14 protein-coding genes are annotated in these 16,087 nt (G+C 53.1%); 2 read left to right on the top strand and 12 right to left on the bottom strand.

What is annotated here, in order from left to right; genetic code table 11:
- Positions 1-62: 62 nt before the first annotated feature.
- A complete protein-coding gene (gene rluF, locus IR195_RS12070) occupies positions 63-1,103 on the top strand; it encodes a 23S rRNA pseudouridine(2604) synthase RluF (RefSeq protein ID WP_206047671.1) in 1,041 nt (346 codons plus the stop codon).
- 101 nt (positions 1,104-1,204) lie between these two features.
- Here rluF and IR195_RS12065 read toward each other — a convergent pair whose 3' ends face one another.
- From IR195_RS12065 to IR195_RS12055, 3 genes are read right to left on the bottom strand one after another with little or no spacing between them, the layout of a single operon-like run.
- The gene (locus IR195_RS12065) at positions 1,205-1,864 is read right to left on the bottom strand and encodes an anthranilate synthase component II (protein ID WP_206047670.1); all 660 of its coding nucleotides are present in this window, start codon (positions 1,862-1,864) and stop codon (positions 1,205-1,207) included.
- Positions 1,861-3,285, bottom strand: coding sequence for an anthranilate synthase component I family protein (locus IR195_RS12060; RefSeq protein ID WP_206047669.1), 1,425 nt, complete (start codon positions 3,283-3,285; stop codon positions 1,861-1,863). Before IR195_RS12060 ends, IR195_RS12065 begins: the two co-directional genes overlap by 4 nt.
- Before the next feature lie 2 nt (positions 3,286-3,287).
- A complete protein-coding gene (locus IR195_RS12055; protein ID WP_125748844.1) occupies positions 3,288-3,581 on the bottom strand; it encodes a Trp family transcriptional regulator in 294 nt (97 codons plus the stop codon).
- Between the two features lie 118 nt (positions 3,582-3,699).
- Here IR195_RS12055 and IR195_RS12050 point away from each other — a divergent pair, with 118 nt between their 5' ends.
- Positions 3,700-5,598 carry a monovalent cation:proton antiporter-2 (CPA2) family protein gene (locus IR195_RS12050; RefSeq protein WP_206047668.1) on the top strand — a complete coding sequence of 633 codons (1,899 nt, stop codon included), beginning with the start codon at positions 3,700-3,702 and terminating at the stop codon, positions 5,596-5,598.
- Here the strand turns inward: IR195_RS12050 and IR195_RS12045 are convergent.
- The 9 genes from IR195_RS12045 to IR195_RS12005 form a co-directional block, all read right to left on the bottom strand.
- Complete coding sequence (locus IR195_RS12045; RefSeq protein WP_206047667.1) at positions 5,595-6,164, bottom strand: hypothetical protein; 570 nt, start codon at positions 6,162-6,164, stop codon at positions 5,595-5,597. The genes IR195_RS12050 and IR195_RS12045 overlap by 4 nt on opposite strands.
- A gap of 44 nt (positions 6,165-6,208) precedes the next feature.
- The gene (locus IR195_RS12040; protein WP_125748835.1) at positions 6,209-7,033 is read right to left on the bottom strand and encodes a class I SAM-dependent methyltransferase; all 825 of its coding nucleotides are present in this window, start codon (positions 7,031-7,033) and stop codon (positions 6,209-6,211) included.
- A 61-nt stretch (positions 7,034-7,094) separates the two neighbouring features.
- A complete protein-coding gene (locus IR195_RS12035; RefSeq protein ID WP_206047666.1) occupies positions 7,095-8,798 on the bottom strand; it encodes an AMP-binding protein in 1,704 nt (567 codons plus the stop codon).
- A 66-nt stretch (positions 8,799-8,864) separates the two neighbouring features.
- On the bottom strand, positions 8,865-9,770 hold the full coding sequence (locus tag IR195_RS12030) for a hydroxymethylglutaryl-CoA lyase (protein ID WP_206047665.1): 906 nt from the start codon (positions 9,768-9,770) through the stop codon (positions 8,865-8,867).
- A gap of 10 nt (positions 9,771-9,780) precedes the next feature.
- A complete protein-coding gene (locus tag IR195_RS12025; protein ID WP_206047664.1) occupies positions 9,781-11,820 on the bottom strand; it encodes an acetyl/propionyl/methylcrotonyl-CoA carboxylase subunit alpha in 2,040 nt (679 codons plus the stop codon).
- On the bottom strand, positions 11,817-12,650 hold the full coding sequence (locus tag IR195_RS12020; protein WP_206047663.1) for an enoyl-CoA hydratase/isomerase family protein: 834 nt from the start codon (positions 12,648-12,650) through the stop codon (positions 11,817-11,819). The genes IR195_RS12025 and IR195_RS12020 overlap by 4 nt, the downstream gene beginning before the upstream one ends.
- Positions 12,651-12,661: 11 nt before the next feature.
- Positions 12,662-14,269 (bottom strand): carboxyl transferase domain-containing protein, encoded by a 1,608-nt coding sequence (locus IR195_RS12015; RefSeq protein ID WP_206047662.1) that lies wholly within the window; start codon positions 14,267-14,269, stop codon positions 12,662-12,664.
- A gap of 10 nt (positions 14,270-14,279) precedes the next feature.
- Complete coding sequence (locus IR195_RS12010) at positions 14,280-15,449, bottom strand: isovaleryl-CoA dehydrogenase (protein WP_146944875.1); 1,170 nt, start codon at positions 15,447-15,449, stop codon at positions 14,280-14,282.
- 20 nt (positions 15,450-15,469) lie between these two features.
- On the bottom strand, positions 15,470-15,883 hold the full coding sequence (locus IR195_RS12005; RefSeq protein WP_120387359.1) for a MerR family transcriptional regulator: 414 nt from the start codon (positions 15,881-15,883) through the stop codon (positions 15,470-15,472).
- Between the last annotated feature and the right edge of the window lie 204 nt (positions 15,884-16,087).

Here is a 16,087-nt window from a genome sequence, read left to right as displayed (position 1 = left end):
CTTTTAACGTTAGCGTTTGAATTTGCTTAATCACTTCACCACACTTTTGCCTATGGCGTTTTATGTCGTTACGAAAATCTACCCGCATCAATAAATACATCAGCGAAAGCGGTTTGTGTTCTCGCCGAGAGGCTGACCGCTATGTTGAGCAAGGCAACGTTTGGATTAATGGGCGTCGGGCAACGACAGGCGACCAAGTGGTGCCGGGTGATCTGGTTAAGGTCAACGGTCAAGAGATTGAGCCTCAGGAAGAAGAGGATTTGGTGCTGATTGCGCTGAATAAGCCGGTGGGAATAGTCAGTACCACTGAGTCCAGCGAAAAAGACAATATTGTTGAATTCGTGAAGCACGGCACGCGCATCTTTCCCATCGGGCGCCTGGATAAAGACTCCCAGGGACTGATCTTTCTAACCAATAATGGCGACCTGGTTAATAAAATCCTGCGCGCTAATAATAATCATGAAAAAGAGTATGTGGTGACGGTCAATAAGCCGATTACCGATGAATTTGTTGCCGGCATGCAAAAGGGTGTACCGATCCTTGGGCAGGTGACTAAAAAGTGTAAAGTGACCAAAGCGTCGACGTTTGTGTTCACTATTACGCTGGTGCAAGGGTTGAACCGCCAGATTCGCCGTATGTGCGAGTACTTTGGCTACGAGGTCACCCAGCTTGTTCGCACCCGGATAATGAATGTTTCCCTGCAAGGGTTGGCTCTGGGTGATTGGCGGGATCTAACTCCTAAAGAGATTGATACGATTGTTGCGCTGACAGAAAGCTCTGAGGCAGTGCCTGAAAAGCGCCAGACAGCAAGGCCAGATTACAATTCGGGGGCAGGCGCTAACAAACCGAAAAAAACAGCCACCAAGGCGCGACAGAAACAGGAGCGCCAGAAACCGGCTAAGCCGGGTGCTAAAACGGTTGGCAATAAACCGCCGCCCAAGGGTAAAAGAACCGCCAGCGGTAAAGTGAGAACTGGCCCAAAAGCCAGTGCTTCGGGTAAACCACAGCCCAGGGGAAAAACCGCTGGCGCTGGAAAAAACGCTAAGACTGGGGCCAAGCCGGTGGGGAAAGGCCGTGTTGGTCGCCCGAAAGGGAAGCGTTAGCGAGTAGGGCGGGCAGCTCTGAGTGCCCGCCGTTAGTCGCTAAGTTATTTCAACATTAAGTTATTTCAACATTAAGTTATCTCAACGCTAAGCCTGATGGGTCAGGCAAATAAGAAGTTAGCAATGAGTTCTTTGCCACCTTCTGTGGCAAACGATTCGGGGTGAAACTGAATGCCGTGAATGGGGTAATCACGGTGCTTTACGCCCATCAATTCAAACTCACCTACTGCTTGCCAGTGGCTGCGTTGCTCAAACTTGTCAGCACCTAGCGCGCCCACTGTTGCGGTTACTTCCAGGCAGTCAGGTAGGGTGAACGCGTCGGCAATCAATGAGTGATAGCGCATCACCTCAAGCTGATCGGGGACGCCATTAAATACCGAGCGATTGTTGTGGTTGATCGGGCTGATTTTGCCGTGCATCGGCAGAGGCGCTTTCACCACTTTGCCGCCAAAGACGTGAACAATACCCTGCATGCCCAGGCACACACCCAACAGTGGTATGGTTTTGCCGAGTTTCTCGATGACGTCGGCACAGACGCCAAAGTAACGCGGATCATCCGGCGAGCCTGGGCCCGGCGAGATAATAATCCGATCAGGCGCCATGGCTTCTATCGCTTTGAAGTCGATTTGATTGTTGCGCTTAACAATAATCTCGAAATGAGGCAGTTCGCCGCGGTTCTTCTCGGTGGTTAGAATCTCACCAATAAACTGATACAAGTTATAGGTGAAGGAGTCGTAGTTATCGATAATTAGCACCTTCATGCTTGGCTCTCCATGTCCATATCCGCGCTCATAAAAGGAGCAAGGGCTTTGCGGGTGCCTGCAAATTTGCGGCGTATTTCCTCGTACTCATCTTCGGCGTTACTATCAAACACGTTGCCGCCACAAGTTTGCACGTAAGCACTTTCACCGTTTACAAAAACCGTACGAATCGGAATCGCAAAGGTGCAATCGCCGTTAAATGAGAATTGACCAACCGCGCCGCCGTAAGGACCGCGACCGTCAGTTTCCAAGTCATCGATAATTTTCATCGCTTCGATTTTTGGCGCGCCCGTCAGCGTACCCGCAGGGAAGTTACTGGCAAGCGATGTAAACATGTCTTCGCCTTCGGCAATAATGCCAACAATTTCACTGGAGATATGCTGTACGTGGCTAAAGCGTTTGATGTCCATCAGGCTACGTACTTTCACCGTGCCAAATTGCGCCACTCGGCCAATATCGTTGCGGTGTAGGTCCACAATCATATTATGCTCGGCAATCTCTTTGGGATCGTTGAGTAGCGCACGAGCTAGCTGCGTGTCTTCTTGCGGGGTTTTGCCACGTGTAGTGGTGCCTGCCAGTGGGAAGGTCTCCATCTCGCTTTGGCGAAGCCTGAATAGAAGTTCGGGGCTTGCACCAATCAGTTTCTGCTCGCCAAATTTTACATAGTACATCTGTGGCGATGGGTTAATGGTGCGTAGCTGATCGTAGAGCGCCAGCGTATCGCCTTTAATGCTAAAGCGTTTTTTAAAGCCGACTTCGCATTGGAAAACCTTACCGTCGATGATGTCCTGCTTCACCTTGGCCACCGCTTCGGCGTGCTCTTCGCGGCTCATGGTGTCGCCCAGCGCAGTAATATGCAACGCGCCTGGGGGAGTATCATCGGCGTCGATCAAGGTTTGTAGAAATTCGTATCGACTGTTGTCGTAGTAAAAATAGGTCACTTCCCCGGTCATTTTGTCGAGGATCAAACCGTCTTTATAAAGGCCAAATCGAAACGTGTCGAAATCGTCGCTAGCTTTCAACGATAACGAAGGCTCAAAGTATTGCATGGCGTCATAACCAAGGTAACCGCTTAGTCCACCCGCATACTTACGAGAAATAATATTCTGCGGAATCAGACTGCGCAGCAGCTCATAAGGGTTATCGCTTGGATAGTGGTTTGCATTACCGTCACGATCTTCAATAGTTAATAAGCCGCCATTGGCGTAAAGCGTGTACTCGGGGTCAAAGCCAATAATCGAGTGGCGCGCCATATGGCTATCTTCGCCTAGTGATTCCAGCATGTAACAGGTATCAAATTGGCGTTCAATTTTTTGAAACAGAGCAAAAAAGTCACAGTCCGCTGCCAGGGTGACGTAGTGAGGCTTGCGCGACAGCGTAAAAGGCTGTGGGCCTGATGAAGCAGGCGTAGTCGTCGTCATGATTAATCGGTCCGTGAAGTGGGTGACGGTAATGATGAAGGTAACGTTGAAGAAGGTAGCGTGGTTAAAGCGCGCGAACCGCGGGATACCGTGGCAATACCGACGCCCAGGATTTCAGCGATTTTGCGGTGGGGGACTCCTTCGCGCAAAAGCTTAAAAATCTGTAGGCGCTTGCTGATTTCTTGGTACTCTGCAGGCGTTAACAAGCTGGCTAGTGCCTCGTCCATTGCTTCCGGCGAATCAATGGCAAGTAAATAGCGTACTAAATCAGCCTGATGGTCATCATCAAATGACATAAAGTGAGTTCACCGTATTGCCACAAAATTAAGGAAATAAGTTGCTGTACTAGCGTACTAGTACGGTATCCTATTGCGCAATGAAGTCAAGCCATTCGTGTTAATTTGAGGAAGCCCGATGACCGACTATTTTATTCAAGCATTTATCTATCTCATTGCAGCGGTAATCGCCGTTCCCCTTGCCAAGCGGTTTGGACTTGGTTCGGTGCTCGGCTATTTGGTCGCTGGGGTGGTGATAGGGCCCATGCTGGGGCTAGTCGGCCAGGAAACTACAACGATTCAGCACTTCGCCGAGTTTGGTGTGGTGATGATGCTGTTTTTGGTCGGTATGGAGCTTGACCCAAAAGGGTTGTGGGCCATGCGGGTGAGCTTGATAGGGATGGGCGGTTTACAGGTGCTGATCACCGCCGCTGCAGGTACCGCTGTTGCTTTGTGGCTGGGACTTGCTTGGCAAACATCCTTGGCCATCGGTTTAATTTTTGCGCTTTCCTCAACGGCGATTGTGCTGCAAACCTTAAACGAAAAAGGACTCACGAAAACAGAAGGCGGACGTAGCGCGTTTTCGGTGCTGCTATTTCAGGACATCGCGGTGATCCTGATGCTGGCGTTGATCCCACTGTTGGCGCTTCCCGAACTAACGGAAGAAGGTGGTAGTTATGCTGAGCACAGTAGCCTAAGTCTTGTTGAGGATATGCCTGCATGGCTCCACGGGCTGGTGGTAGTTGGGGCTATCGGAGTCGTCATTATTAGTGGGCATTATCTTGGGCCGATGCTGTTTCGCTACGTCGTTTCCTCTGGCTTGAGAGAGGTGTTTACAGCTGCCGCTTTAATGCTGGTCATTGGCATTGCTGCGTTGATGGGGGTTGTCAATTTATCCCCAGCGCTTGGGGCGTTTCTAGCCGGTATCGTACTTGCTAACAGCGAATTCAAGCACGAAATTGAGGCCAACATCGAACCGTTTAAAGGACTTTTGCTCGGACTGTTTTTTATCACGGTTGGAGCTGGCATCGACTTTCAGGTATTCGCGTCGCAGTGGCCAACCGTATTGCTATTAGTGCTTGGCGTTATTGTCGTAAAGGGCACTATCCTGTTCGGGTTAGCTATGCTGTTCCGGGTTCGAAATAGCAATGGCTGGTTGTTTACGTTAAGCCTTGCGCAGGCAGGGGAATTTGGTTTTGTGCTGTTAACTTACAGCGTGCAAAGTAACGTTATTCCTGTTGATGTGTCGCAATTACTTTCGCTGGTTGTTGCGTTTTCCATGTTTGCGACGCCGCTGCTGTTTATTGCCTACGACCGCTTAGTGCTGCCGCGCTACCAAACAGCTAAAAATGCTACGCGGGATGCCGATAAGATCGAAGAGCAAGCACCGGTGATTATCGCTGGTGTCGGTCGTTTTGGACAGATTGTATGTCGCTTGTTGCGCGCTAATAACATTCCCATCGTAGCGTTAGACCTCGAAATTGAGCAAATTGAACTCCTTCGCCATATTCGGATTAAAAGCTACTTTGGCGATGCCAGTCGTTCAGACCTTTTAGAAACAGCGGGCATTGCGAATGCGCGAGTGATGGTGGTTGCGATTGATGATCGCGATCGCGCTGTTGATATGGTGAAGCATGTTAAGCATTACTATCCCAACGTTTGGGTATTAGCGCGTGCCTTTGACCGTGGCCATGGATATCAGCTTCGCGAAGCAGGGGCTGACGATATAACCAGAGAGGTCTATCACTCTGCGCTAGAGCTTGGCGGCCATACGTTGACGGCCATGGGGGTACACCCAATGCGTGCCAAGCAGATGATCGACTCGTTTGAGCAACACGAAAATGCCCATGAAGATGAGCTGTTTGAAGCCTGGAAAGAGATTGAGGAGGGGATTAGCTTTAGTCCGCGTTACGGCGAACTGTTTATGAAACTGGAGGAAGCGCTGAGTCGATCAATGCGGCACGGCTGGGATGAGCCAAATCAAGCTGAAGAGCACGTATGGACGCCGCCGGAACAGGCAGCCGAAGAAAACCGCTAAAACGGCAGGTGCAGGGATGCGCTCAACATATTGAGGTGGCTGAGGGTAGGCGCGTCGATGCGCTCATACTCAACCCGGCTTACCAGGCGATTAATGGTCATGGTGGCGCCAAAGCCTTGTAGGAAAGCGGTGCCGCCGTCGTCGGCCAGTGGCTGATCGGTTTCGCCACGCCACTCGGTAAGGCCAGACTTAGCGTAAATACTAAAGGCACCCATTCGCACGCCTGCGACAATGGCACCGCCTAAGCTGAGGGTGTCCATGATGAGGGGGTCAGCACTGGAAGCGATAGGGACTTCTTCACTTTCGCGGTAGGCAATTTCAGCACCAATATCCAGCTGTGGTAGTTGCAATGGGCTAAAACCTGCCGAGAAGCGGAAGCCTGTTGTGTAGCTATCGAGGCTGCTTAAGTCACTGCCTTCTAAAACGACACCGTTGCGCAGCGACATAAATTCGCTGTTGGGAGACGCATAGGCGAGGTCGGTGTCTCCGCCGCTGGCTAAACAGCCCATCAATGGCAGCATGGAACCAGCAAAACTACACAACAGGGTGCTTGCCAAGCGTTTCATTGGCGTTCCTCGTATCCCTGGCTAAGGAAGTTATCTTAATCAGCCTAGCAACGGGCGCTGATTTCTACCACATTAATTGCGTTATTTGATAAGTTTTCTAGCAGATTTTTACCCATTTTCAAAAAGCGCTCGCCAAATACCCATTGGGGAGAGAGCACAGCGACGGTGTTAGTTTGCTCTTTTTGGCGCTGCCGCTGACGCCACTCAAGCGCGGTGCTGCTCCAATCCTCACTGTGCTGAAGCTGAAAGCCATTGGCTGCCAGCAAGTTTGTCAGTTCTGTCATCGAAAGTAAGTGTGAATGCTCTGGCGATGCGGCCCAAGGAACCGGGTAGCGCAATTCGGCCAGGTTTTTACCACTAACGACTTCATGCATAACAAGCTTGCCACCTGGGCGAAGCACGCGTCGGCTTTCGGCAATAACGCGGGCGGGGTCGGGCATGTTCATCAGGCTGTGCTGAAATAGCACGGCATCAAACGTGTGCTCAGGAAAAGGTAGTACGCAGGCATCTCCGGTAACCCAGCTAAGCGACGGATTTGTCGGAGAAGCCGCTAAGTTAGTCAGTGCCTGATTAAGTACGTTAAAGCGGTGAGTAATATCTAAACCGGTAAGTTGAAAACCAAGCGCTGCGCCTTGACGCATTAATCCGCCTAAGCCTGAGCCTATATCAAGCACCTTTGTATGTTGGGAAGGATCAAGCAGGTTAAGCAATTTTTTAGAGGCGGCAATGCCTCCGATATGCAGCTGGTCTAGCGGGGCAAGTTGGTGAAGCGTTGGGCCATCAGGGTAGTGGGTACGAATTTGGTTAAGGATAGCGTCATCGCGTAACCCTTGGTGGTAGTGCTCGGCTAGCCGCTGCTGTGTGGACATATCGGTGTCTCAATACCTTACAAAAATTAACGCCGACCATGGGCCGGCGTTGATTAAAGGGTTATTTTTGATCCTCAAGCCCAAGCTCTTGGATAGAAATTTCGCGCATTTTAAATTTCTGAATTTTACCGGTTACTGTCATCGGGAACTCATCAACAAATTTAAAGTAGCGGGGAATCTTAAAGTGAGTGATTTTGCCTTTGCAGTACTCGCGAAGGTCTTCTCCAGTGATTTCTCCAGCGCTGCTGTTGACTTTCACCCAAGCAATTAGCTCTTCGCCATACTTCTTATCCGGAACACCGGTGACCTGTACTTCTGAAATCGCAGGGTGGGCGTATAAAAACTCCTCAATCTCTTTCGGGTATACGTTCTCACCGCCGCGAATCACCATATCTTTAATCCGGCCAACGATCTGGATGTAGCCTTCCTCGTCCATCGTGGCAAGGTCGCCTGTGTGCATCCAACCGGCTTCGTCAATGGCTTCAGCCGTGGCTTTGTCATTGTTCCAGTACTTGAGCATCACACTGTAGCCACGGGTGCATAGCTCACCGATTTCACCACGGGGCAGAATGCCGCCGTTGCCAGGATCGACGATCTTGCTTTCTAGGTGGGGTTGGGTACGGCCAACGGTAGAAACGCGCTTATCAATGGTGTCGTTAGCGCCGGTTTGGGTGGAAACCGGGCTGGTTTCTGTCATTCCGTAGGCGATCTGTACGCCTTTCATGTTCATCTTTTCGATGACTTGCTTCATGATTTCTGCAGGACAAATAGAACCCGCCATAATGCCGGTGCGCAGCGTGGAAAAATCAGTCGTGGCAAAGTCGGGGTGCTCTAGTTCAGCGATGAACATAGTGGGTACGCCGTAAAGCGCGGTGGCTTTTTGCTCGTGTACCGCTTTTAGCACTTTACCGGGCTCGAACCCTTCATCCGGATAAATCATCGCCGCGCCATGGGTCATGCAACCCAGATTACCCATCACCATGCCGAAGCAGTGGTAGAGCGGTACGGGGATGACCAAGCGGTCTTCGCTGGTAAAGCCCATGCTTTCGGCAACAAAGAAGCCATTGTTGAGGATGTTATGGTGAGAGAGCGTCGCGCCTTTCGGAAAGCCTGTTGTGCCCGAGGTGTACTGAATATTGATCGGATCATCAAACTGTAGCGTCGCCTGCAAGTCATCAACATCCGTCTGGCTGATCTTGCTGGCTTCGTTAATGAAGTCTGCCCAGCGCCACATGCCACTCTGTTTGTCAGAGCCCAGATTAATGATGCACTCAAGATCAGGTAGCTTGTGCGATTTTAGCTGGCCTTCTGTGCTGCTATTGAGTTCAGGCGCGAGCTCAAACAGCATGGCGGTGTAATCAGAGCTTTTGAATTGATCGGCAGTGACTAAAAAGCGCGCACCGGATTGATTCAGCGCGTAGTCCAGCTCATGGGTGCGATAAGAGGGATTAATGTTGACTAAAATCGCACCGATCTTGGCGGTGGCAAACTGGGTTAGGGTCCATTCGCAGCAGTTGGGTGCCCAGATGGCAACCCGGTCGCCTTTTTTTACCCCAATGGCCAGCAACGCACGGGCGCAGCGGTTAACTTCTTCCTGAAGCTGGCGGTAGCTCCAGTGAATGTTCTGATGAAGGGCGATCAGCGCGTCGTTATCGGGATACTGTGCGGCGATTTGATCAAATTTATCGCCAATGGTCATGCCCAGCAGCGGCTTGTCTGCGGTGCTGCTGGTGTAGCTAGGTAGGGTGTGTGCAGGTGATGCCATGGATGTCTCTCCGAACTATTTTTTTTGTCTCAACGGGAAGAAAGCGGTTGGCTTCTATAGTTATTATTAACTAACCGTGCTTTTGGCCAACGCGACTTTAGAGCTGGGCTTGCGGCCCAACTGCTGAGTGATCCAGATGCCCGTATCAATCACTGCCTGGAGGTCTATGCCGGTGTTAATGCCCAGCCCCTCCAACAGGTAAAGTACGTCTTCTGTGGCTACATTGCCGGATGCACCTTTGGCATAGGGGCAGCCGCCAAGTCCGGCAGTCGCGGCGTCAATCACGCTCACGCCTTCTTCCATTACGGCATATAAATTAGCTAGCGCCATGCCATAGGTGTCATGAAAATGGGCCGCTAAATGCTCGATGGGCACGTGCTGGCGGGCAGCCTCAATCATCCGCTTAGCGGCTAGCGGCGTGCCCACTCCGATGGTGTCACCCAGAGAAATTTCATAGCAGCCCATTTCATAAAGTGCGCTGGCGACTTCGGCAACTTTTTGCGGAGAAATAGCCCCTTCATAGGGGCAGCCCAGCACACAAGACACATAGCCGCGTACCCGTACTCCTGCTTCATTGGCGCGCGCCAGCACTGGCTCAAAGCGCGTCAGCGACTCAGCAATCGAGCAGTTGATGTTTTTCTGAGAAAACGCTTCAGAGGCTGCACCGAATACCGCGACTTCCTCAACGCCGGCTGCGAGTGCGCCTTCTAGGCCTTTCAGGTTAGGCGTTAATGCTGAATAAACCACGCCGGGCTTGCGGGCAATGCCGTGCATTACCTCGCTGGCGTCGCCCATTTGGGGCACCCATTTTGGCGAGACAAAGCTGGCGGCCTCAATATGGGTGAGGCCAGCGTTTGCCAGCCGTTCGATCAGTTCGATTTTGGTGGCGGTGGGCACCAGGGTGCCCGGTTCGTTTTGCAGGCCATCGCGTGGGGCCATTTCAAACAGTTTAATAGATGTCGGCAGTGCCATCGGTTAGCTCCTATTCGCTGGGGGCAAAGTCGAGTAGCACGTCACCTTGACTCACGGTATCGCCCGACTGGAAGTGGAACGTCTCTACGCTACCGTCGGCAGGCGCGGTCATGGTGTGCTCCATCTTCATCGCTTCCATGACCATCAACGGCATGCCTTTCTCTACCGCCGCGCCAGGCTCTACCAGCAGCGCGACAACGGTGCCATTCATGGGGGCGGTGAGGGTAGATTCCGCTTCATGGTGGCCGTGGTCAATGGCATCGATGCGCCGCCAGAAGAGGCGTGTTTCGCCACTGGGTTCAGCCATCACTACGATATGACCATCGCGGCGTGCCTGTAGACGGCGGCGGTGGCCGTTTAGCGTGACGGCTACCGCATCACCTGTCAGTGATTGTAGGCTAGCGGTCAACGTTTGATCGCCGATGGTCAAATTCCACAGCGATTCGCCGCTCTCGCGTTTACCTTCAACAATCACCACTGCTGCATCGCTGTCGGCTGCTTGGGCGCTTGCCGGGTCACACAGCGCAATACGAATGGTATGGGGAGCATTCAAGCGGAAACCGTCGTGGCGATCCCACGGAGAGTCGCTCTCGCACTCTTTGGCCAGTTGGCTTAAACCGATCAGCGCGGCGCTGGCGTAAGCCTCGGTAGAGTAGCTGCGCGGCGCAAACAGGGTGGCTTCATTACGTTCGATAAAACGCGTGTCGAGCTCGACGTTTTTAAAGCCGGGGTGATTTGCCAAGCGCTGCAGGAAAGCGCGGTTAGTCACCACGCCCTGGACATCCAACGCCGCCAACGCGCGGTTGAGAGTGGCCAGCGCCGCATCTCGGTCAGCGCCGTGAACAATCAGTTTGGCCAGCATGGGATCGTAGTGCATGGAAACTACATCGCCACTTTCTACGCCGCTGTCTAAACGCACTTGATCGCTATCTAAGTCGGCACCTTCTAAATCCAAGGCGAAGCGAGTCAATAAACCGGTGGCCGGAAGGAAGTCTTGCTCTGGATCTTCGGCATACAGGCGCGCTTCAAAACTGTGGCCGGTGATGGTTAGCTCGTCTTGTGTGCAGGGGAGTGGTTCACCCATCGCAACGCGCAGCTGCCATTCGACCAAATCCTGGCCGGTAATCATTTCAGTAACGGGATGCTCAACCTGCAGGCGGGTGTTCATTTCCATAAAGTAGAACGAGCCGTCGGCGTCGAGCAGGAACTCCACAGTACCTGCGCCGACATAGCCAATTTCTTTGGCCGCGCGAACGGCAGCGTCGCCCATCGCACTGCGCAGTTCAGGCGTCATGCCTGGGGCTGGCGCTTCTTCTATGACCTTTTGATGGCGGCGCTGAACGCTGCAATCCCGCTCGAATAGGTAGACGCCGTTGCCGTAGCGGTCGCAGAATACCTGTACTTCGACATGACGAGGCTGCACCAGGTATTTCTCAATCAGCATGCGGTCGTCGCCGAAAGCGGCGCTGGATTCGCGCCGACAGCCATCAAGCGCTGCTTTAAATCCTTCGCCGCTTTCAACCACGCGCATGCCTTTACCACCGCCACCGGCGCTGGCTTTCAACATCACCGGATAACCGATTTTATCGGCTTCGCTGCGCAGCAGCGCATCATCTTGATCGTCACCATGATAGCCAGGCACCAGCGGTACACCGGCATTGGCCATGCGTGCTTTCGCGGCAGATTTATCGCCCATCGCGGCAATCGCTGATGCCGGGGGGCCAACAAAGATGATGCCCGCTTGCTCCAGAGCTTTAACAAATCCACCGTTTTCAGAGAGGAAGCCGTAGCCGGGATGAATGGCGCCGGTGCCGGTGCGCTTGGCGGCATCGATAACCGCATCAACATTGAGGTAGCTCTCGCGGGCGGCGGCAGGACCTAAGCGAACCGCTTCATCGGCCTCACGTACATGGCGTGCCGTGGCGTCGGCATCTGAATAAACGGCGACCGTTTTTAGGCCCATGCGACGGGCAGTGCGCATTACCCGGCAGGCAATTTCACCGCGGTTGGCCACTAGCAACGTGTCGAATTTAGTAAGATCAAGCGTCATGAGCGTGGCTCCGCAGCAGTATTGTGTTCTTGAAGGCCTGACGTTTGCGTCCAGGCAGGGCGGCGCTTTTCAAAAAAGCTCGCTAAGCCCTCTTGACCCTCTTGGCTCACCCGCAGTTTGGAGATCACTTGGCAGGTGTGTTCTCGGGTGGCGTCACTGTTGGGTGCTTGAGCCACGCTTGCTAGCAGGGCTTTGGTTGCCCGTTGGGCTTGGGGAGAGCCGCCCAGAAGGGTGTCAAGCATAGCGTCTATGGCGCTATCCAAGGCATCGTGCTCCACCACTTGGTGAACCAAGCCGAGCGCCATCGCCGTTGGCGCATCCATCACTTCAGCAGTGAGTGCGTAACGGCGCATTTGGCGTTCGCCAAGCGCGCGCTGAACATAAGGGCTAATCACCGCGGGCGATAGGCCAATTTTGACTTCCGACAAGCAGAATTTAGCTTTATCCGAAGCAACGACCAGATCGCAACAGGCGGCTAGGCCCACCGCGCCACCAAAGGCCGCTCCCTGGACTCGGCAAACGGTAGGGCAAGGCAGGGTGTCTAACCCGAACATAAGCGCCGACAGTTTGCGTGAGTCCGCTAGGTTGTCTTCCAAGCCGTAATCGACCATGCGCTTCATCCAGTTGAGATCAGCGCCCGCAGAGAAACTTTTACCCTCAGAGCCAAGCACTACCACCCGAACGTCACCGGCGTTGGCCAGTGCATGCAATTCGTCTAGATGGGCGTTTAGTTCAGCGATCAGGCTGTCGTCAAAGGCGTTATGCACCTCTGGGCGGTTTAACGTCAGGCGCGCCACGCCTTCTTCGATCAGTAGCGTTGAGTAAGCCATAGTGTTCGCCCTTACATCCGGAACACGCCGAAGCGTGTCTCTTCGACGTCAGCATTCATTGCAGCGGCTAGCGAAAGCCCTAAGACATCGCGAGTTTGAAGTGGATCAATGACGCCGTCATCCCATAGGCGGGCGCTAGCATAATAGGGGTGACCCTGGTGCTCGTACTGGTCGCGCGTGGGTTGCTTAAAGGCCTCTTCTTCCTCTTTGGTCCACTCCCGGCCCTCGCGTTCATACTGCTCACGTTTAACCTGAGAGAGCACGCCTGCCGCCTGCTCGCCGCCCATTACCGAAATGCGCGCATTGGGCCACATGAACAGCAGGTTAGGGTCATAGGCGCGACCACACATTCCGTAGTTACCTGCGCCAAAACTGCCGCCAATCAAAACGGTGAACTTGGGTACTTTGGCACAGGCGACGGCGGTCACTAACTTCGCACCGTGCTTAGCGATGCCTTCATGCTCGTACTTAGAGCCGACCATGAAGCCGGTAATGTTTTGCAGGAACACCAGCGGAATCTTGCGCTGGGCGCAAAGCTCGATAAAGTGCGCCCCTTTTACCGCGCTCTCCGAAAACAGCACGCCGTTGTTGGCCACAATGCCCACCGGATAGCCGTGGATATGCGCAAAGCCGGTTACCAAAGTGTCGCCGTAGTAGCGCTTGAACTCGTCAAAGTCAGAGCCATCGACAATGCGACCAATCACTTCGCGGACGTCGTAAGGCTTTTTAAGGTCGGTGCCAACAATGCCGTAAAGTTCGCTGGGGTCGAGTTTAGGAGGTTGGGGCGCTTGCATGGCTAATTTGCCGCGCTTTTGCCAATTCAAGCGTGACACACAAGCGCGCGCCAACTGCAGGGCATGGGCGTCATTTTCAGCGTAGTGATCGGCCACGCCACTGATTTTGGCGTGCACATCGGCACCGCCCAAGTCTTCTGCACTAATGTTTTCGCCCGTTGCTGCCTTTACTAGCGGCGGGCCACCCAGGAAAATCGTGCCCTGTTCTTTAACGATGATTGATTCATCCGCCATGGCGGGCACGTAAGCGCCGCCAGCCGTGCAGGAGCCCATGACCACCGCTATTTGTGGGATACCCTCTGCCGACATCGTGGCTTGGTTATAGAAAATGCGCCCGAAGTGATCGCGGTCGGGGAACACTTCATCCTGGCGAGGCAGGAAAGCGCCGCCGGAATCAACTAAATAGATGCACGGTAAACGGTGCTTGCGGGCGATTTCTTGGGCGCGCAGGTGTTTTTTCACCGTTAGCGGGAAATATGTGCCGCCTTTTACCGTGGCATCGTTGGCCACAATCACGCACTCAACGCCAGATACCCGACCAATGCCCGTTACCACGCCTGCCGCAGGTACGTCGCTATCGTAAACGTGATGGGCGGCCAGGGCGGAAAACTCTAAAAATGGCGAGCCTTCGTCAATTAAGTGATCGATACGGTCGCGCACAAATAGCTTGCCGCGGCTTTCGTGGCGTTCACGGGCCTTGGAACCGCCGCCTTGGGCGACGGCAGCGGTCAATTCTCGGAGCTTGGAAACTTCCCCCAGCATGGATGCCGCGTTGCTTTGAAAGACATCGCTACGGGGATTGATCTGTGTAGAGAGTGTGCTCATGGCGCGTCCCTTACTTTGTTTCGGTGAAGAGTTCGCGGCCAATCAGCATCCGGCGAATTTCGCTGGTGCCCGCGCCAATTTCATACAGTTTGGCATCGCGCAGAAGGCGACCGGTGGGGTACTCGTTGATATAACCGTTGCCGCCGAGCAGCTGAATGGCGTCTAGGGCAACTTGGGTGGCTTTCTCTGCGCAGTAAAGAATCACGCCCGCCGCGTCTTTACGCGAGGTCTGGCCGCGGTCGCAGGCTCCTGCAACGGCGTATAAGTAAGCGCGACAAGCGTTCAGCGTGGTGTACATATCCGCCACTTTGCCTTGCACCAACTGAAACTCGCCAATTGACTGGTTGAACTGCTTGCGCTCGTGGATATAGGGCATCACCACATCCATAGCGGCCTGCATAATGCCGATAGGGCCAGCAGCCAGTACGGTACGCTCATAATCCAAACCGCTCATGAGCACGCGGACCCCTCTACCGACTTCGCCCAGTACGTTTTCAACCGGTACCTTGCAGTCTTGGAAAACCAGTTCGCAGGTGTTAGAGCCGCGCATACCCAACTTGTCGAGCTTCTGTGCAGTAGTGAAGCCAGGCATGCCTTTTTCAATAATGAACGCTGTAATACCTTTAGAGCCTGCTTCCGGGTCGGTCTTGGCGTACACCACTAATACGTCGGCGTCAGGGCCGTTGGTGATCCACATTTTGTTGCCGTTAAGGATGTAATGATCACCCTCTAACTTGGCTCGCAGCTGCATTGACACGACGTCAGACCCGGCACCTGGTTCAGACATTGCCAGTGCGCCTACGTGGTCGCCGCTGATCAGCTTGGGCAGGTACTTCTCTTTTTGCGCAGCGCTGGCGTTGATTTTTAGCTGATTGACACACAGGTTCGAGTGCGCGCCATAGGAGAGGGCGACAGAGGCACTGGCCCGGGAAATTTCTTCCATTGCAATACAGTGGGCAAGATAGCCCATACCACTCCCGCCATCCTCTTCAGATACGGTAATCCCCAGCAGACCCATATCGCCAAATTTCTTCCATAGATCATTAGGGAATTCGTTATTGCGGTCGATTTCAGCGGCGCGTGGGGCAATTTCGCTAGCGGCAAAGGCATTGACCTGCTCGCGCAGCATGTTCAGTTCATCGTCGAGGCCGAAATTGAGTTCTGAATAGTGTGAAAACATGGTCAATCACCTTGTCATTGTTAATGGGGGCTTTTCGTCGTTAAAGCAGGTTTTTCATTGAGTTCTTCAAGGGCTTGGCGGCAGCGAATTTCAGCGCTTTCAAGTTCCAGCTGCACCATCGTGATATCTTTCATTTGCTGTTCTAGAGCGGCTTTACGCTCGCTGATTTTGCTTAGCATTAGATGCAACTGCTTTTCGCTGCCGCTACGGGTTTCATCCCATAGCTCAAAAAGTTCGCGAATTTCTGCTAAGGAAAATCCGAGCCGTTTACCGCGTAGCGTTAATTTTAGTCGCACGCGATCTTTGCTGCTGTAGATGCGTGTTTGGCCACGGCGAGCAGGATGGAGTAGCTCCTGATCTTCATAGAACCGAATACTCCGAGTGGTAACGTCGAACTCGCTGGCCAATTCACTGATCGTGTAGGTTTTGCTCATGATCATTGTTCTCGTCGATAGGGGAATGTCCCTATGGAACACTGACCATGAGGCTAAAACAAGTTTACGTTAACGTAAAGCAGTAGTTGCGCTTGTGTAATTTCCTTGGTTTCTTTGTAAGCTGTTGAAAAATAGATTTTTTGATTGTTTGTGTGAAGAAACGTTAAAGAAGCGTAGACCAAAGTTGTAATTGTAATACCCCTC

Source organism: Vreelandella venusta, assembly GCF_015689495.1.
Taxonomy (GTDB): Bacteria; Pseudomonadota; Gammaproteobacteria; order Pseudomonadales; family Halomonadaceae; genus Vreelandella; species Vreelandella venusta.
Note: the sequence above shows the minus strand (reverse complement) of the source record. Positions and strands in the feature narration are given on the sequence as shown.